Raw genomic sequence first — 17045 nt, 5'->3', positions numbered from 1 at the left:
CGGTCTTTACTGCCGTTGACAGCCTATCTTTCTGCCCATATGATTGGTGACATGACAACAAAGAATCAGGCCAATCACGTAGAGGATTCCTCCCACTCCACCGGTGGTGTGTACTCCCAGGAGGGCAAAGACTTTAACCGCGACACCCGCTATATCAATGACCGGATTGTTAAGGATGGTCGCGAAGTAGGCGAGGGGATTAAGACGTGGCCCGTTGAAGCCGGTCGCTACCGCCTCATCGCGGCTCGCGCGTGCCCATGGGCACACCGCACGCTTATTGTTCGCAGGTTGCTCGGCTTGGAAGATGCAATTTCAGTCGGAATTCCAGGGCCAGTGCACGATGCCCGCTCCTGGGCATTCGACAAGGGACCAGGTGGCCGTGACGAAGTACTAGGCTACGAGCGCCTCCAGGAGGCATTCCTCAAGCGTTTCCCGGACTACCAGCGCGGCATTACTGTTCCGGCCATCGTCGAGATCGAGTCGGGCGAGGTCGTGACCAATGACTTTCCCTGGATCACCTTGGACTTCATTACCGAGTGGACCGAGTTCCACCGCGAAGGCGCCCCGGATCTTTACCCGGTGGAGATGCGCGAGGAAATGGATGAGCTTATGCAGTTCATCTACACCGAGATCAACAACGGCGTCTACCGCTGTGGTTTCGCAGGCTCGCAGGACTCCTACGACAAGGCTTACGACCGGCTGTTCAATGCCCTAGACAAGGTTTCTGAGCGCTTGGAGACCCGCCGTTACCTCATGGGCGACCACATCACTGAGGCCGACATTCGCCTTTACACAACCCTCATCCGCTTCGATGCCGTCTACCACGGCCACTTCAAGTGCAACCGGAGCAAGATCTCCGAGATGCCGGTTCTATACAACTACCTGCGTGATCTCTTTCAGACTCCGGGCTTCGGCGACACCACTGACTTCGTCGATATCAAGCGCCACTACTACGAAGTCCATCGCGACCTCAATCCTTTAGGGATTGTCCCGAAGGGGCCGGAGCTCTCTGACCTGCTCCAGCCGCACGGCCGTGAGGCCCTTGGTGGCAGCCCATTCGGTAACGGCACCGCCCCGGCCCCAGTCAACCCAGATCCCGTTGAAGAGGGTCACCGCATCGAGGATCTCGTCGTAAAGCACTAACGTGCGGGGGCGTGTCCACGTACCCTTAGAGACATGCTCAAAGTAGGACTAACCGGTGGCATGGGCAGTGGGAAATCTACGGTCGCCCGTAGGTTTGCCGAGCTCGGTGCCGTCATCATCGACGCTGATCAGATCGCTCGCGATGTCGTCGAACCCGGGGAACCGGCGCTGGCCGAACTCGCCGAAGCTTTCGGCGAGGGCATTTTGTTTGACGACGGCTCCCTCAACCGCGGCGAGCTTGCGAAGCGGGCCTTCGTATCAGCGGAGAAGACGGAGCTGCTGAACTCCATCACCCACCCGCGTATTGAGCAGCGCACCGAAGAGCAGTTCAACGCGGCAGGTGACGCCATCATTGTTTTTGACTCTCCGCTGTTGATTGAAATGGGGCAGTCGGAAGCGCAGGACCTCGTCGTGGTTGTGCACACCCCAGTGGAGGTCCGTCTCGACCGTCTGGTGGAAAGTCGCGGTGTAGACCGAGAGGATGCGAAGCAGCGCATCGCTAAGCAAATCAGCGATGACAAGCGCCTGCAGTTCGCCGACGTGGTTCTGGAAAACTCAGGCACCGAGGAGGACCTCGTGCGCCAGGTCGACCGGATTTGGGAGCGGATTATTCAGCCGCTGAATCAGATTCGCCAGCTGCAGGCCGGGCAGCAAGATAATCCCGTAGCCGCGCAATAGCCTCCTCAATCACCTCGGCGCGCTTGCAGAAAGCGAACCGTACCAGGTAGCGGTACTTTTCTGACTCTGGGTCATCCACAAAAGCGGTGACGGGGATGGCTGCGACGCGGCATTCTTTGACCAGCCGGGTGCAGGTCTCCAGGGCGTCGCCAAGCCCCCAGCTCGAGATATCGGCGACGACAAAATACCCCGCCTGCGGCGTGAAGACATCGGCGCCAAGGCCCTCCAAGCCATCGGCGAGGAGCCGCATGTTGCCCTCGAGCTGCCCCGCCAGTTCGTCCACCCACGGTGCGCATTCCTGCAGGCCACGGGCGACGGCTGGCTGAAGGGGAGTGGCACCGACATAGCTCAAGAACTGCTTGGCTTTAACCACGCCATCGAGTAGCTCGGTCGGGGTGAGCGTCCAGCCAATCTTCCAGCCGGTGACGTTGAAGGTTTTTGCGGCACTGGACACGACAATGGTCCGCTCGCGCATGCCGGGCAGAGCGCTGATGGAAGAGTGTGACAATCCGTTGAAGTACAGGCGTTCGTAGACTTCGTCGGCAAGCACGAGTAGATGGTTTGCGATGGCGACATCGGCGATGGCCTGCAAGTCCTCGTCCGCGAGGACGGTGCCGGTGGGGTTGTGCGGCGAATTGATGATGATCATGGCCGTTTTGGCGGTGACGGCATCGGCAAGCGCGCTGCGGTCGAGCGACCAGGAGCGTGCCGTGCCGGAAGCTGCGGGGATGAGCGGCACCGCGGTATATGTGCAGTTAGCCAGTGCGATGACGGCTTTGTACGAGTCGTAGTACGGCTCGATGACGATGACGTGGCTGCCGGGTTCGAGATGCCCCAAGGCGGTGGCGGCAATCGCCTCCGTGGCGCCGACCGTGACGAGGCATTCGGTGTCGGCGTCGTAGACCTGCCCCGTGCGGCGGGCGCGATCGGCGACGATGGCATCACGGAGCACCTTCATACCGCGGCCGGGGCCGTACTGGTTGTTTCCTCCAGCTATCTGATGTCGCGCCTCCGCGAGCACCTCGTCCGGCCCATCCCAGTCGGGGAAGCCCTGTCCAAGATTGATCGCCTCGTGCTCGGTAGCGAGGCGGGACATGGTGGCGAAGATGGTCTCGCCGAAGGGGCGCAAGCGGGAAACAGTCATGGTATTTACTGTAGGTGGAATCTCATGAGTTCGAAGCATGAAGCTGCAGGATGTGATGGTCGTCAGTCCGCGAAGCTGTGTACACCAGCTTTGGCGTGCCATCTCTGAGCGCTACAAATCGAAGCGACAATTCTAGATAAGAGCTTCAGATATTCTGTGCATTCTCTTCCTTTTAAAAAATAGTCTTTACCGCATGCAAGATTGGTCGTGGTACGCCCTTGAGGCTGCCAAATTGGTACAGCTGCGTGGCAGAGTTCCAGAAATTATCGCAGTTATACTAATGCTGCTGACTCTCGGGTTTCTCCTTTGGCTGGTTGCAAAGGGGAACAGCTCTAGAAAATCGGGACTAATTCAAGTTTGCGCGATTGTAGTGGCTGTCTCTGTGGTGAGCACCATCGGCTGGTATGTGCTTAATAAGGTGTGGCGACCGATCCCGGACTACATCGGTATTGAAGTTTTCGGACCATTCGCATCTGGCTTGTCCGGCATCGTTGCTCTAGTTGTAATTGCGTTTTCCAAGAAGCCTAGGCGCATCATTGCGGGTCTTCTCGTCTGCTCATTATCAGTACTCGGCGCCTATGCCGTTCCCAATATTCACTATGGCACGTATGCAAACTTGGCCCAGGTGCTACGCGGACCAGGCAAAGTGCAGGCTTTTGGCGAGGTAGATGGGCTCGCGCCGGTCGCGGATGTTTATCGTCCCGGTGACAGTGAGTCGGCAAAACAAACATCCTTGGAACAACGGTGGCGGCCACGCCAAGTCGAAAAACTGAGCTCTGATAGCAGCGTTCTCGTGCAAGCAGATATCCCTGCTACTGACTTTTCTCCGCGCTCCTCCATTATCTATGTTCCAGCTGCCTATTTCGCTCGACCTCGTCCTCTGCTGCCTGTGCTTGTACTGATGCCAGGACAGCCGGGTACGTCGAAGGATTGGCTGGTAAACGGCGACCTGAAAAATACTATGGATCGCTTTGCTGAGCAACACAATGGTTTGGCGCCGATTGTGGCGATAGTTGATCAGCTATCTTCGAGCTTCAAGAATCCGCTCTGCTCCGACACTGAAAATGGGGCGGTCGCAACCTATTTGGAACATGACGTACCGGCGTGGTTGGAGCAACATTTCCAAGTAGATACTCGACCGCAGTCGTGGGCAGTAGGTGGATTGTCCAATGGTGGTACCTGCGCGATGCAAGTTCTCAGCCGTAAGGGAGGCCCGTATCGTACCGTGCTGGACATGTCAGGCGAGGAGTTCCCAAATCTGCACAACCTTGAGACGACAATCGAGAAGGGCTTTGGTGGCGACAAGGCCACGTTTGAGGCAAATAATCCGTTATCGATTTTCGCTTCTGGCGAAGACTTCACAGGTTATTCCGCATTCTGTTCCATCGGCGATGAGGAATCTAAAGATGTCATCGAAGGGCTGTGGAAAGTCTGCCGAGCCGGACGGGAACAGGGAATGGACGTCCAAGAGCGCACCTATTCCGGTACGCACGAATGGAAAGTGTGGGATCGCGCGCTTGACGACGAGCTCCCCTGGCTTGCGGAGAAAATGAATCTTATCCGGGCGCAAAGCCACTAGAACACAAGAACACTGTTTTTCTCGATGCGGCCATCAAAAGTATGGCTGTCTGGTTTAGATCATCTGCGAAATTAAAGATCGGAGTTAAAGGTATGACGATGCAATCCTTGTACCAGTGGCTTAAGGCGCACGGAAAAATCTTAAAGATTGTTTTCTATATCGCGATAATCTCCATTATCGTGCTTGTGGCTCGTGGCCAGTTTGCCGCCATTTCAGGAAGCCAACTTCGAGAAATTTTTGCTGATACGTCGATGCACGTAAACGCAATCATCATGGTGTTAGGTCTGATTGCGTTCAGTGCGACGGGACTCTACGACTTGGTCGCCTCCAAATATGCCGGTGTGGAGGTGTCGCCACGCGAAGCATTGAAGATTGGCTGGATTGCGCAGGCCTTTAATAATTTCGCCGGATTCGGTGGGCTCACCGGAGGTACAATCCGTGCGAAATACTATACCTGGGCGGGTGCGGACCGAGGTAAGTCCATTGGTGTTTCGGCAAGTGTGTGGGCTGCCAACCTACTCGGGTTATTCGTAATGTTGGCAATAACGTTGCCGTACGCAGTGCATTTCGATGGCTGGTTAATTGTCGTCGCCATAATCTCATGTTTTTATCTGCCGCTGTTTTTCTTAGCGGATAGATTTAAACTTGGCGTAATTGATTTAAGAAAAACGACTTTTGCGCAGATAGGAAAGCGGGAAAAGTGGTATCTTCTCGGCACCTCAGTCGTTGATTGGGCAGCAGCTGGGCTGTTCTTCTGGGTATGCGTTCGGGTGTTCACACCGGAGTTTTCACTCCCGATTGCTATCTTTATTTTTGCAACCGCCACTCTGGCCGGATTGCTATCTTTCCTGCCTGCAGGAGCTGGTAGCTTCGACCTCACAGTGTTTGCGCTGTGCGCCAAAGTTGGCCTCGACACTAACCATATTCTGCTTGGCCTTGTACTGTACCGCGTTTTCTATTACATCGTTCCGTGGCTGCTGGCGGCGGTCTTTTGGGTCTCCGACAGCGTGAAAGAACTCGAGTCCGATTTTCCGCACCGTGTCATGGCTCGGATACTCGCAGTTATCACCGTTTTCTCTAGTCTTTTGCTCTTTGTTTCGGCGCTGACACCTGAAATTGCTTCACGTATTCGGATTATCGAAGAAGTTTTGCCGAGCACTGTCCGGCGTGCATCGCATTTGACAGTGCTGTTTATCGCCGTCATGTTGCTTATCTTGGCTCGCGGAATTAACCAACGAGTCAGACGCTGCTACCAGCTGGTTTTAGTGCTGCTTGGGGTGGCAGCGGTTGCGTGTCTAGTGCGCGGAATCGACTACGAAGAGGCTATTTATCTTGGGGTCTTTGCACTTGCACTATTCGCGTCTCGCAGTGCGTTTGATCGAGATCCACTCCCATTAAAGTGGAGTAGTTTCGTACCAACGGCAGCTCTGGCGATTGCTATTCCAATCGTTCTTTCGAGTTGGCATGCGCTTCGGGTAAATAAGGTGGTCAATGTACCCGCACCATCCCCGCATGCCAATACTCACTGGCCAATGGTTCTTTTCTACGTAATGCTCGCATGTGCTGTGGCAATTGCAGTATTGTTTTCTCGCTGTCGCGCTCCGGAGTTCGAAGCCCCAAACGAAGAGCAGACACGTCGATTCGAGGCCCTGATTGAAAAATGGGGCGGGAATGCTTTTTCGCATCTGTATTACCTAGGCGATAAGCAGGTTTTCTTTACCGTCGATAAGCGAAATGGTGCGGACCGTGCAGCGTTGCTGTACCGCCCCCATGGCACGACCTTGATTGCACTCGGTGATCCATTCGGCGACCCGGATGCCTTCAATCAACTGTTCGCGGACTTTATTGACTATGCGGATACCTTTCAGTGCTCGGTCGCATTCTATGAAGTGGGCGAAGACCATTTGGCTCGATGTGTAAATGAGGGCATGAGCCTGGTCAAACTCGGTGAAGATGCGACGGTTGATATTTCGGGTTTCACCCGAGTCGGTAATAAGGGCAAGACGTTCCGACGTATGTACAACAAGTTAGAAAGCTCTGGTTGTACTTTTGAAATTGCCGAGGCACCGTACAGCCCAGAATTCATTATGGAATTGCGAGACGCATCGCAGGAGTGGCTCGGAAAACGCACGGAAATGAGCTTCTCGCTCGGTTTCTTTGATGAGAATTATCTGTCACGTGCACCGATTGCAGTTGTTCGATCGGCGGATTCAGACCGTGTCGAAGGATTTGCTTCGATAATGCCGCAAGGGCAAAGGGTTGCGTCAGTGGATTTGATGCGCATTCGACCTGATGCTCCAGATGGAGTGATGGATGGCATTTTCGTGAATCTGATGGAGTGGGCAAAGAACCATGGATATACCGAGTTCAATTTTGGCATGGCACCAATGTCAAACACAGGTGCCCGACCGCATTCTAGGCTCAGCGAAAAAACGATCTATTTGGTGTACAACTACGGCGGACGGATTTATAACTTCCGCGGGCTGCGCAATTACAAGGAGAAGTTCAAGCCTGTATGGAAGTCTCGGTACTTGACCTACACCGATGTGAAATCGTTGCCTGCCATTACCGCAAGTCTGTCGAAACTGATCAATCGGCCAGGGCAGTATTCAGCAATTGCGCTGTCAACGAGTGAAGACGAAATGCCTGCTCCCGAAATGGCAATCAACGCTAATTGATATAAATCCGTGCGTCGTTTCCGCCGCTGCACGCCACGACACCATCGCCCTGCGTGCCGCAGCTGACATCGTAGGTCTGGCCGGTCGCAGGGCTCGTTGCCTGAATATTCGGCTTCAAATTATCGCGAATGTTATCAGCGGTGGCGTTGAGACCGTCGGTCTGCTGATGGAAGACCTCGGTGGTAAACTCACAGCTGGTATTCGGCCCGGCAACGACCAGATTCGTGCGGTAACCATCGCCATACACGTAAACAGTCATCTCCTCGCCCCCGGTAAACGTGGTCCCCGGCGACGAGTTGCTGTAGATGATGTCCCTCATCGCCTGGCCGATGTCTGCATTTTCGCTTGACGACGAAGACGTGGTTTCGGTATCCCCATTGGTTTGTCCACCATTTTGTGATGGGGCCGTCTCGGAAGAATTTGCATCGTCGGAGGTGTCGTCGGAGTTTCCGGCAGCGCCACCGTTATTGCTGCCGCCAGCATCAGAGTTTGAGCCGGTTGGGTTCGGCCTATTCTCTGAGTTTGCGTTTGATGCGTTGCCGTCAGTCTGAGTCATGGTGGCGGTGTCAGCTGCCGATTGGCTAGTTACTGCGCCGTCGTTTTGAGAGCAGGCGGTGAAGGTCAATGCGGTTGTGGCGAGGATACCGGCGATGAGTGCACGTCGTGAAGCAAAGGTGTGGTGGGTGTTCGTAGGCGTCACGCAGTGGGCAGTAGGGAGTTTTCGCACTATGAAAGTAATAACGATTCGATGAAAATCAGGGCGGTATTTCGACCTGTTTTCTAGAGCCAACCATTGTCGCGAGCAGTTTTCGCGGCCTCGACGCGGTTTGAGGTATTCGTCTTCGTGATAATTGACGACACCTGATTGCGCACCGTGCCCTTGGCAATGAAGAGCTGGCCGGCGATTGTGCCCGTATCAGCGCCTTGGAGAATCAGTCGAGCGATCTCGACTTCGCGGTCGGTCAGGGGAGAGTCGGCCGTGAAAAGTGAGGCCTCGGCCAAGGCCGGATCGATGACTCGGAGGTCGGAGTGGATGCGTCGAATAGCTTCTGCGAGCTGCTCAGGAGGCGTGTCCTTTGCCAGGAATCCGCTGGCACCGGCCTGAAGTGCGCGTTTGAGGTAGCCGGGGCGAGCAAAAGTAGTGACGACGAGGCAGCGGCAGTGGTCAGAAATTTTCGCGATGGTGTCAATGCCGTTGAGGCGCGGCATTTCGATGTCAATAAGCGCGACATCGACGTCCTGCTCGATGACTTTTTGCGTTGTTTCAATGCCGTCGGCGGCTTCAGCCACGATGTCCAAGTCCGGTTCGGTTTCCAGTAGAGCCTTTAAAGCCCCTCGAACTAGGTGCTGATCATCAGCTATGAGAACGCGAATCATCTATTCTCCCGCGCATATTCGGTGACGGTTGTGTCAGTGAGGTGGTTTTTGGAGCTTGTGGTGGATGAACGGCCCGCGTGGTGGGAGCGGTGCGAGCGCTGCAAGCGTGACTGCGTCATCGTGGCCACAAGGCGAGTGCCGCGACCTGGTGCGGACTCGATAATGAGGTCACCGCCAGCATCCTGGACACGCTGCTTCAGCCCAGCCAATCCACCAGCGGCGACAGTTTGGCCTTCGCCCGTGGTAGCCGCGGAGGAATCGCAGCCTAGGTCGGAAATGTCGAAGCCGATGCCATCGTCGATGATTTCCACGCTGGATGGTGTGAGTTCGATTGAGACATTCTCTGCCTCAGAATGCCGAATGATATTGGTGGTGGCCTCGCGAATCACCCAGGAGAAGAGTTTCGCATTGGTGGTTACACCGCTGGAATCGTCGGGAAGCGAAGCCTCAATGTGTGCGGTGTGGAATGCCCGCGCGGCGGCGGCGAGCTCGCCTGCGAGATCCGGCTGGCGCATGCGTGTGACTGTTGAGCGGACTTCGGCAAGCGATGTGCGCGACAGAGCGGTGATGGCCTCGAGTTCGGCAGCGGCGGCATCGGGGTTGGTGTGGACCAAACGCCGCGCGACTTCAGATTTGAGCGAGATGACCGTCAGCGAATGGCCCAGCACGTCGTGGACATCGCGGGCGATGGAGTCGCGCTGCTGGCTGAGCTCAATTTCCTGGTTGAGCTGGGCTCGTTCCTGGGAGAACCTGCTGAGTTGAACAACGCAGCAGACAACGACGGCCCAAAACAGGGCATCGATGGGTAAGATGAGACCGCTTTCCGGAGCCAAGAAATGACTAATGGTAACGATTGTTGCGCCGAGCACGCCAATGCTGAGGATGGCGGGGATGATGGGCAGCATCCAACTGAGCAATGCTGCGACAAATGGCAGGAATGCGCTGGCGCCGTTTCCCACAAGCGGGATGGAGAGCAGGCCGAACGCTGCGACTATGCACAGGGCAAGTATGTTGCGAGCTCGTTGCAACCAGCCGCGAGGATAGTAGTGAAGTGAGCCCCAGATGAAGATGTACACCAGCGCAAAGCTGACAATCAGCGCAGTTATCTGAGCGACCTTTTCGGCGCCGAAACCGAAGAAGACGAAGGGTAAAACCACAATCCAGATGCCAGCCGACAGTGCGGAGTAGACATGGAATCCCTGGAAGGGATGGCTGAAGCTGCGTCGCAAAGTGGTTGTCATAGATGCCTAGGCGGTCTCGGTCGGTGGCAGAGGGAAGTTGGTCTAGTTAGTCACAGGTTAGATGGAGGCGATGGCTATCGCTTGGGTTTGCTATCTAGCCGTGTTTCGCCGCGCCATTTACAGCCGCGACTTCTCGCGCTTGTTCAGATATATGCAGAAGCCGATTAGCAGGATGCTCCACACTGCAACATTGACAATGGGCACCCACAGTGGCTCGGTGTAGAGTCCTGCACCAGTATCCGTGCTGGGAGTAAGACCTGCGGTCAGCGGATACCTCGACAGAGTCACAGAACCGAACAGTGGCGTGAAGCGGCTGATTGCCAGCAACGTGCCCTGCATCGGGATAAAGAGGTTACCGAGGTAAGACAGCACGACAATCGAGCCCGACGCGATACTGAGCGCTGACGGCTTCGGCAGCAGCAGTGCCCAGGCATAGCCGTAGAAACCAAACGGCAGACAGGTTACAACACAGAGAATGAAGCTGACAATCCAGGCCCGTGGCTCCATCTCGGCGCCGATGACGAGGCCGAGAAGATACATTGCCGCAATCGGCAACACTGCGGCGAAGAGCACCAGAATTGCCTGGCTTAGTACAATATGCGACGTCGACATTGGTGTCAGCGCAAGCTGGCGACCCCATCCCGTGGTTTGCTCCATAATCGTTTGTCCGGCGCTGGCCACCGCTGCTGTGACGCCGCCGTAAATAGCCATGCCAATCATCACGTAGGCGGTGACATTGCCGTGAGGGAAGGCATCGCCGCCGCGGTCGAGCGAGGCACCGAACACCAGAAAGAACAAGATGGGCAGGCCGATGGAGAAGAACAGGTTCGACCAGTCGGACAGATAGCGTTTGATCTGAATGGCGATGTATGTCGACAGGCCGTGGGATTCGGTTAGCTTTGTTGCGCTGGTACCAGCAGTCGCGCCGGGTATGTCGGACGAAGTTTCAGTCGCGGTGTACGTCATGGCAATCCTTTCCAGTTATTTCCTTTAGTTCCCAGCAGCCACGGCGACATCGGGCGTGGCATCAGCTGCAACATCTGCGTCACGCTGCATAGAAATGAAAATGTCATCAAGCTTCGCGCGCTGGACCGTGAAGTCGGTCGCATCCGTCTCCGTTACCAAGTGACGAAGCAGTGAGTCCGAATCCCGTGTCCGCAGCCGCACGCGCCTACTGGTCCCGGCCGGTTCCCCAGCAGCGCTACTCAACCAGGTGACCTCATCGACCTCAGTGCGCTCTGAAAGCTCCGGTGCCGCACCCGGAAAATTAGCCTCAACCAGCACTGATTTACTCAGCGCAAGCATGCTCGGCGTATCCAAGTCCGCCATGATACGCCCTTTGTGCAGCATGATGATTCGCTTCGAAAAATCCTCCGCCTCATCCATGTAATGCGTGGTGAACAACACCGTCGTGCCACGCTCCGCCCGGGCATGAATATCCGCCCAAAAATTGCGCCGCGCACTCGGATCCATCCCCGCTGTCGGCTCATCCAACACAATCAACTCCGGATCACCGAGCAGGGCCAACGCAAACTTCAATCGCTGCTGCTCACCGCCCGAGCACTTACCGACTTTCCGCTTCAGCAAGGGTTCCAGCCGCGCTTGCTTTACGACGTCCGCCAACGCCACATGCTCCGAATAGCCACTGGCAATCATCTTGAGTGTGTCCTCGACCGTTACGTCGGGAAGCAAACCGCCCGTCTGCAAGATAGCGCCGACCTGCTGAGCATTGACCGCGTTCCTGGATGATTGGCCGTTGACTTCGATGCGGCCGGCGGTGGGTGTGGTCAGGCCGAGGATGAGATCGATAAGTGTGGTTTTGCCTGCGCCGTTTTCACCGAGGATGGCGACGACCTCACCGCGGCGGACGGTGGCGCTGACATCATCGAGTGCGGTTACCTGGCCTTTGCTGAATTGCTTGGTGATATTGGAGAACTCGAGAATTACGTCCGGATTCATAGTTCCAAGTTCAGCGCGGATTAGAGGTATGGACGTATAGGTGGTGTCACGAATTGCCCATGACAGGTGTCATTGCTTGTTGGCGTAGCCAACCGTTGGATTCCACTCCCAGACTTTCTGGCAGGCAGGCCATCCTGGTTTATAGTCCACGCGGGGACGGCGCTTTTGTACCCATCGGATTGCCTGCTCGATTTCGTCGAGGACGCTGTCGAGATTCCAATTGATGCATGAGTCTGTGAACCTTAGGATTATCCAGCCGTGCAGCGTGCCGGAGTTGGTCTTCCAGCGATCTGTGATGAACGAGTCCTCGTTGGCGTGGTACTTCTCTGAGTCAACTTCGATGGCTATTTTCCACTGGTCAAGCAGGATGTCGAAGCAGTAGGGGCCGATGTACTGGTTCATTCGGATGCGGTACCCGCGCTTGATTAGTGGACGGGCCAGCTTGCGCTCGAGTTCGCTGCATGAGCCAATCGGCGTGGTGGTGATGGTTTCACGCAGCCATGCGGGGACTTTCCGCATCCGGCTGAGGTCGTGGTTGAGTCGCTTCTCGCCGTCCCGGCCGGCGTAGTGTGTTTCCAGGATTCTGTGTGCATAGTCTTTTGAAGCGCGTGCTGCCCAGAGGGCTTCGGCAACTGGGAGGCCATTGATGTCGGTGTAGGCCGGCAGGCGGCTGTGCCTAATGGAGAAGGTCTCGGCCTGAACTGATCCCGCGCCCTCTGCCTGGATAGGAAGTGTCAGGGGAAGTCTCAAGTGGATTTGAGCTGCGCTTTTACCGCTTAGCGCAATGCTTTTGTAATGCCCCGTGATTGCTCGGGCGACTGAGGCGGGAGAGTGGTCGTCAATGTAGAGGCCCCGTACCAATTTAGTTAGCCTGCCTTGTTGTAGGAGGGCTCTGGTCTTTTTCTCTCCGATGCCGAGTGCACGCAACTCGGCCGTGGTGAAACTTCCCATGGTCGGGACTCTAAGCTTTTTCGGCCCAGGGACTTCGCTGCGAGAGAGGCTCCACGTCCAATCTGTGGACAACTTTCAGGGTGTGGATAACCCAGGCCTCCCGCAGCCTTGCAGCCTCGCAGCCTCGCAGCCGCAGCCGCGGACCATCGATAAGACGGCTTGCGCTTCACCAGGAGTCAGTCCATGCGCACTAAGGGCCAGCTGGTGAAGCGGAACCTGCCTTTGCTGGCCTGGCAGCGACTTTATGCCAGCCTTGTCCAAATCTGTGCCGATTTTAATGTTGGTCCGGAACTCGACAGCCGCTCCTAAGCCCCTGGGCCCCAGCCCTGGACAGCCCAAAGCCCCAGGAAGTAACGTAACCAGCCGCTTTCAAGACAGCCTTCGCTACGCTGGGAACTATGGCATTTGCAGCAGAGCAACCCGTCCTCGCGCACTCGGAGTTCCGGCCCGTCGGTGAAGTCGAGCGCGCTGAGGGAAACTTCGAGGTCATCAGCGAGTTCGAGCCCTCGGGCGACCAGCCGCAGGCAATCGCGGAACTGTCGGAGCGCCTAGATAGAGGCGAGCGCGAGGTAGTCCTGATGGGTGCCACGGGCACCGGTAAGTCAGCCACCGCAGCGTGGCTGATCGAAAAGGTGCAGCGGCCAACTCTGGTCATGGCACCGAACAAGACGCTGGCGGCCCAGCTGGCCAATGAGCTCCGCAGCCTGCTGCCAAACAACGCGGTCGAGTACTTCGTTTCGTACTACGACTACTACCAACCCGAGGCCTATATCGCGCAGACCGATACCTATATTGAAAAGGATTCCTCCATCAACGAGGACGTGGAGCGACTGCGCCACTCGGCTACTTCAGCGCTGCTGTCGCGTCGCGACGTAGTCGTCGTCAGCTCTGTTTCGTGCATCTATGGCCTGGGTACCCCGCAGTCCTACCTCGACCGTTCGGTGTGGCTGAAGGAGGGAGAGGAAGTCGACCGCGACCAGTTCCTGCGCCTTTTGGTGGACATTCAGTATGCCCGCAATGACATTGCCTTTACCCGCGGCACCTTCCGAGTAAAAGGTGACGTGGTCGACATCATCCCGGCCTACGAAGAAAAGGCCGTGCGGGTGGAGTTCTTCGGCGACGAGATTGATTCGCTGTACTACCTCAATCCAGTCACGGGCGACGTCATCGACCAAGTCCCGGAGCTGCGCATTTTCCCTGCTACGCACTACGTCGCCGGCCCGGAGCGCATGGAACGGGCCGTCGCGGACATCAAGGCCGAACTCGCCGAACGCCTGGCGGATCTGGAAAACCGGGGCAAGTTGCTGGAAGCACAGCGTCTGCGCATGCGCACGGAGTACGACCTCGAAATGATTGAACAGGTCGGCTTCTGCTCCGGCATTGAGAACTACTCGCGCCACATCGATGGTCGCGCGCCGGGCTCGGCCCCCGCGACGCTCATTGACTATTTCCCGGAGGACTTCCTCACCATCATCGATGAGTCGCACGTCACCGTGCCACAGATTGGCGGCATGTTCGAGGGCGACGCTTCCCGTAAGCGCAACCTCGTCGACTTCGGTTTCCGCCTCCCATCGGCGCTGGATAACCGCCCGCTGACGTTCGACGAATTCGATGCCCGCGTGGGCCAGGTCGTGTTCATGTCCGCAACGCCGGGTGACTATGAGCTCGAAAAGACCGGTGGAGAGTATGTGGAGCAGGTCATTCGTCCGACTGGGCTGGTGGACCCCAAGATCGTCGTTAAGCCTACTGAGGGGCAGATTGATGATCTGATCGGCGAGATCCGAAAGCGCACCGAGCGTGACGAGCGCGTTCTCGTGACCACCCTGACGAAGAAGATGGCGGAGGACCTGACCGACTACCTGCTCGAAAATGGTGTGCAGGTGCGGTACATGCACTCGGATGTGGATACGCTCAAGCGCGTTGAGCTGCTGCGACAGTTGCGGCTCGGCGAGTACGACGTGCTGGTCGGCATTAACCTGCTGCGCGAGGGCCTCGACCTGCCCGAGGTTTCGCTGGTGGCAATCCTCGACGCCGATAAGGAGGGGTTCCTGCGTTCGGAGCGCTCGTTGATTCAGACGATTGGTCGTGCCGCGCGAAACGTCTCCGGCGAGGTGCACATGTACGCCGACAAGATCACCGATTCCATGCGGTTCGCCATCGACGAGACGGAGCGCCGCCGCGAAAAGCAGATTGCGTACAACACCGAGCATGGCATCGATCCGCAGCCGCTGCGCAAGAAGATCGCGGACATTCTGGATCAGGTCTACGACAACGCTGACACCGATTACGAAGGCAAGACCGGTGCGGCCGCTGATGCGCTGCTCTCGCGTGCCGACGGCTCGGGCGCGGCCGATGGTGCCAGCGGTAAGCAGATGCCGAGGGCTGAGCTCGAGGCGCTTATCGCGGACCTGTCGGAGCAGATGGCCGCGGCTGCGCGAGAGTTGAAGTTCGAGCTCGCGGGGCGCTTGCGCGATGAGATTTTCGACCTCAAGAAGGAACTTAAGGGGATGATTGAGGCCGGTGTCGAGTAGTTTTTTGCTACTGTTGTGGGAAGTAAAACAGTGTATTCGCGAAAGTGGCTCTGGCCAGTGGGTTCGGGGCAACGACGGCGTTACGCACGATGAACTGTTTTAATGCAACTTCCACAGTGAGGGATAGTTTTCATGAGTGATTACAAGACCATTGTTGTCGGCACGGATGGTTCTAAGTCGTCGCTGCTCGCAGTAGAGCGCGCTGCCTCGATTGCCGCTGCTTTCGATGCCACCCTGGTTATCGGCTGCGCTTACTACGAGACTGCAGAGGATGCGTCCAAGACCCTGCGCCAGGATTCGGTTCAGGTCCTCGGCGATGATCCGGCTCAGAAGAACCTGGCTGCTGCTAAGGAGGCCGCAGAGGCCGTCGGCGCTACCAAGGTTGAGACCGAGGTTCGCTCCGGCTCCCCGGTTGAGGCTCTGATGTCTCTGGTCACCGACCGCCGCGCTGACCTGCTGGTGGTCGGTAACCGCGGCATTAACTCGCTGACTGGTCGTCTGCTGGGCTCCGTGCCGGCTGATGTTGCTCGTCAGTCGGACTGTGACGTCATGATTGTTCACACTGTGAGCTAATAAAACGGTGAGCTAACAGTTTAGCTTTCGCTTTAAACCGGCACCTTTGGGTTGAGGTGCCGGTTTTTCTATTGTCGGCCGGTGATAACCCCTTCTTCAACTACAAAAGGCCAGCTAATTCCGTTTCTGGTTAAGACCTGGTTGCGAAGGGATTCAGGAAGAGTTTCGGTGCGGCTGCCGTAGCCCATGAGGTACTCGTCAAAAGCGGGCAGTCGAAGCGTCAGTGAAAGCGCGGCTTCAAGCTCGGCTTCAGTTACGTTCTGCTGCCATGTCGGCATGAAGTACTCATTTTGCGCGAGATTTTCACCGATGAATTCTGTGTCAGTTGGCGCGTCCGGAGAGGCAGAGGAATCGAGGGAGAAAGGAACTATTAAGTGATCGATAAGCTTAAGGGCCTTTTTCGCTTGAGTTTTCGTCAGCCCCAGCCACCACGCGAAGTCAGCTACACAGATAGGTCCGCGGGAATTAACATAGCGCCAGGCAATGTCGGCCAGCGTGGATTCAGCTGAGTGTTCTGTGCTGGAGCCCTCTGTGGTATTTGCTGAGAGGCCGTCTTTGGACGTTACGTCGGCAAGCAGGACGAAGGTATCTTCGGATCCTCTTCGTGGCCCTTGGACGACAGCGCCTTCGCCGCCGAATGTGCGCAGTAGGTGAGGACCTCTTTGTTCCGTGGGGTCTATTCCATGATCTGCGAAAACCTCATAGGCTTCAGTCCGAGTCAGCGGGTCGGACAGGCCACGTGAGCGCAATTCGGAATGAAATGCTGCCCTTGCGGTCTGCACATCATCTTGAGAAAGCCCGAGTGTCGTACGACGTCTTGCTGCTGCCTTTTCGATGCGCGGATTCGTCAACCTCATAATTGCTCCCGCGTCTTGCGCTGAAACAAAGTGCAGGGTGCCTCGTTGCGACCAACAGCGAACGATGTCGTAAGAAGAAATGGCTGCTAAAACATCGTCGGTGGTGCTGCCACTGCGCAAGGCGATGGCATCAACACCGTTCGAATAATTCTGTCCTTGCAGAGCAACCATGCCATGCGTTGCTGATAATGCAGGCGACTTGAGGTTTGTATTCCAATCGCTGCGTGCTTGACTTGCAGCTAACCCCTGGGCAATGAGACGGCGTGCGCGAAGTTCAGCTAGCTGAGGTAGATAGTTTTGGGACATTATGTCTCACTCATTCTGTACGGCACTA

General features: G+C 56.5%; 14 protein-coding genes. 6 read left to right on the top strand and 8 right to left on the bottom strand.

The window, feature by feature from the left end:
• The first annotated feature begins 51 nt into the window (after positions 1-51).
• Both HMPREF1206_RS08565 and coaE read left to right on the top strand, forming a co-directional pair.
• Positions 52-1143, top strand: a complete 1092-nt coding sequence (locus tag HMPREF1206_RS08565; RefSeq protein ID WP_231367199.1) for a glutathione S-transferase family protein — start codon at positions 52-54, stop codon at positions 1141-1143.
• Positions 1144-1176: 33 nt separating this feature from the next.
• Positions 1177-1821 (top strand): dephospho-CoA kinase, encoded by a 645-nt coding sequence (gene coaE / locus HMPREF1206_RS08560; protein WP_042388750.1) that lies wholly within the window; start codon positions 1177-1179, stop codon positions 1819-1821.
• Here coaE and HMPREF1206_RS08555 read toward each other — a convergent pair.
• Positions 1751-2965, bottom strand: coding sequence for an aminotransferase class I/II-fold pyridoxal phosphate-dependent enzyme (locus tag HMPREF1206_RS08555; protein ID WP_016422921.1), 1215 nt, complete (start codon positions 2963-2965; stop codon positions 1751-1753). The genes coaE and HMPREF1206_RS08555 overlap by 71 nt on opposite strands.
• A 193-nt stretch (positions 2966-3158) precedes the next feature.
• On the opposite strand from HMPREF1206_RS08555, the gene HMPREF1206_RS08550 reads away from it, so the two are divergent.
• Positions 3159-4544, top strand: a complete 1386-nt coding sequence (locus HMPREF1206_RS08550; protein ID WP_016422920.1) for an esterase family protein — start codon at positions 3159-3161, stop codon at positions 4542-4544.
• 92 nt (positions 4545-4636) lie between these two features.
• Positions 4637-7222, top strand: a complete 2586-nt coding sequence (gene mprF, locus HMPREF1206_RS08545; protein WP_016422919.1) for a bifunctional lysylphosphatidylglycerol flippase/synthetase MprF — start codon at positions 4637-4639, stop codon at positions 7220-7222.
• On the opposite strand, the gene HMPREF1206_RS08540 is transcribed toward mprF, so the two are convergent.
• From HMPREF1206_RS08540 to HMPREF1206_RS08515, 6 genes are all read right to left on the bottom strand, one after another.
• The gene (locus HMPREF1206_RS08540) at positions 7215-7922 is read right to left on the bottom strand and encodes a hypothetical protein (protein ID WP_016422918.1); all 708 of its coding nucleotides are present in this window, start codon (positions 7920-7922) and stop codon (positions 7215-7217) included. The genes mprF and HMPREF1206_RS08540 overlap by 8 nt on opposite strands.
• Before the next feature lie 80 nt (positions 7923-8002).
• Positions 8003-8599, bottom strand: coding sequence for a response regulator transcription factor (locus tag HMPREF1206_RS08535; protein ID WP_016422917.1), 597 nt, complete (start codon positions 8597-8599; stop codon positions 8003-8005).
• A complete protein-coding gene (locus HMPREF1206_RS08530) occupies positions 8596-9840 on the bottom strand; it encodes a sensor histidine kinase (protein ID WP_016422916.1) in 1245 nt (414 codons plus the stop codon). The genes HMPREF1206_RS08535 and HMPREF1206_RS08530 overlap by 4 nt, the downstream gene beginning before the upstream one ends.
• 117 nt (positions 9841-9957) lie before the next feature.
• Positions 9958-10806 (bottom strand): ABC transporter permease, encoded by an 849-nt coding sequence (locus tag HMPREF1206_RS08525; protein WP_016422915.1) that lies wholly within the window; start codon positions 10804-10806, stop codon positions 9958-9960.
• 24 nt (positions 10807-10830) lie between these two features.
• The gene (locus tag HMPREF1206_RS08520; RefSeq protein WP_005511996.1) at positions 10831-11799 is read right to left on the bottom strand and encodes an ABC transporter ATP-binding protein; all 969 of its coding nucleotides are present in this window, start codon (positions 11797-11799) and stop codon (positions 10831-10833) included.
• A 69-nt stretch (positions 11800-11868) separates the two neighbouring features.
• Positions 11869-12750: a type IV toxin-antitoxin system AbiEi family antitoxin domain-containing protein gene (locus HMPREF1206_RS08515; RefSeq protein WP_016422914.1), complete on the bottom strand. Its 882-nt coding sequence runs from the start codon at positions 12748-12750 to the stop codon at positions 11869-11871.
• A 398-nt stretch (positions 12751-13148) separates the two neighbouring features.
• Here HMPREF1206_RS08515 and uvrB point away from each other — a divergent pair, with 398 nt between their 5' ends.
• On the top strand, positions 13149-15281 hold the full coding sequence (uvrB, locus tag HMPREF1206_RS08510; RefSeq protein WP_016422912.1) for an excinuclease ABC subunit UvrB: 2133 nt from the start codon (positions 13149-13151) through the stop codon (positions 15279-15281).
• Between the two features lie 132 nt (positions 15282-15413).
• Positions 15414-15854, top strand: coding sequence for a universal stress protein (locus HMPREF1206_RS08505; RefSeq protein WP_005511992.1), 441 nt, complete (start codon positions 15414-15416; stop codon positions 15852-15854).
• 68 nt (positions 15855-15922) lie between these two features.
• On the opposite strand, the gene HMPREF1206_RS08500 is transcribed toward HMPREF1206_RS08505, so the two are convergent.
• The gene (locus tag HMPREF1206_RS08500) at positions 15923-17017 is read right to left on the bottom strand and encodes a DNA glycosylase AlkZ-like family protein (protein ID WP_016422911.1); all 1095 of its coding nucleotides are present in this window, start codon (positions 17015-17017) and stop codon (positions 15923-15925) included.
• Positions 17018-17045 lie beyond the last annotated feature (28 nt).

Source organism: Corynebacterium sp. HFH0082, assembly GCF_000411235.1.
Taxonomy (GTDB): domain Bacteria; phylum Actinomycetota; class Actinomycetes; order Mycobacteriales; family Mycobacteriaceae; genus Corynebacterium; species Corynebacterium jeikeium_D.
Note: the sequence above shows the minus strand (reverse complement) of the source record. Positions and strands in the feature narration are given on the sequence as shown.

Bases quoted from the DNA above. Each gene is read 5' to 3' on its own strand.
- HMPREF1206_RS08565 (WP_231367199.1), top strand. From the start codon at position 52: ATGACAACAAAGAATCAGGCCAATCACGTAGAGGATTCCTCCCACTCC.
- coaE (WP_042388750.1), top strand. From the start codon at position 1,177: ATGCTCAAAGTAGGACTAACCGGTGGCATGGGCAGTGGGAAATCTACG.
- HMPREF1206_RS08555 (WP_016422921.1), bottom strand. From the start codon at position 2,965: ATGACTGTTTCCCGCTTGCGCCCCTTCGGCGAGACCATCTTCGCCACC.
- HMPREF1206_RS08550 (WP_016422920.1), top strand. From the start codon at position 3,159: ATGCAAGATTGGTCGTGGTACGCCCTTGAGGCTGCCAAATTGGTACAG.
- mprF (WP_016422919.1), top strand. From the start codon at position 4,637: ATGACGATGCAATCCTTGTACCAGTGGCTTAAGGCGCACGGAAAAATC.
- HMPREF1206_RS08535 (WP_016422917.1), bottom strand. From the start codon at position 8,599: ATGATTCGCGTTCTCATAGCTGATGATCAGCACCTAGTTCGAGGGGCT.
- HMPREF1206_RS08530 (WP_016422916.1), bottom strand. From the start codon at position 9,840: ATGACAACCACTTTGCGACGCAGCTTCAGCCATCCCTTCCAGGGATTC.
- HMPREF1206_RS08525 (WP_016422915.1), bottom strand. From the start codon at position 10,806: ATGACGTACACCGCGACTGAAACTTCGTCCGACATACCCGGCGCGACT.
- HMPREF1206_RS08520 (WP_005511996.1), bottom strand. From the start codon at position 11,799: ATGAATCCGGACGTAATTCTCGAGTTCTCCAATATCACCAAGCAATTC.
- HMPREF1206_RS08515 (WP_016422914.1), bottom strand. From the start codon at position 12,750: ATGGGAAGTTTCACCACGGCCGAGTTGCGTGCACTCGGCATCGGAGAG.
- uvrB (WP_016422912.1), top strand. From the start codon at position 13,149: ATGGCATTTGCAGCAGAGCAACCCGTCCTCGCGCACTCGGAGTTCCGG.
- HMPREF1206_RS08505 (WP_005511992.1), top strand. From the start codon at position 15,414: ATGAGTGATTACAAGACCATTGTTGTCGGCACGGATGGTTCTAAGTCG.
- HMPREF1206_RS08500 (WP_016422911.1), bottom strand. From the start codon at position 17,017: ATGTCCCAAAACTATCTACCTCAGCTAGCTGAACTTCGCGCACGCCGT.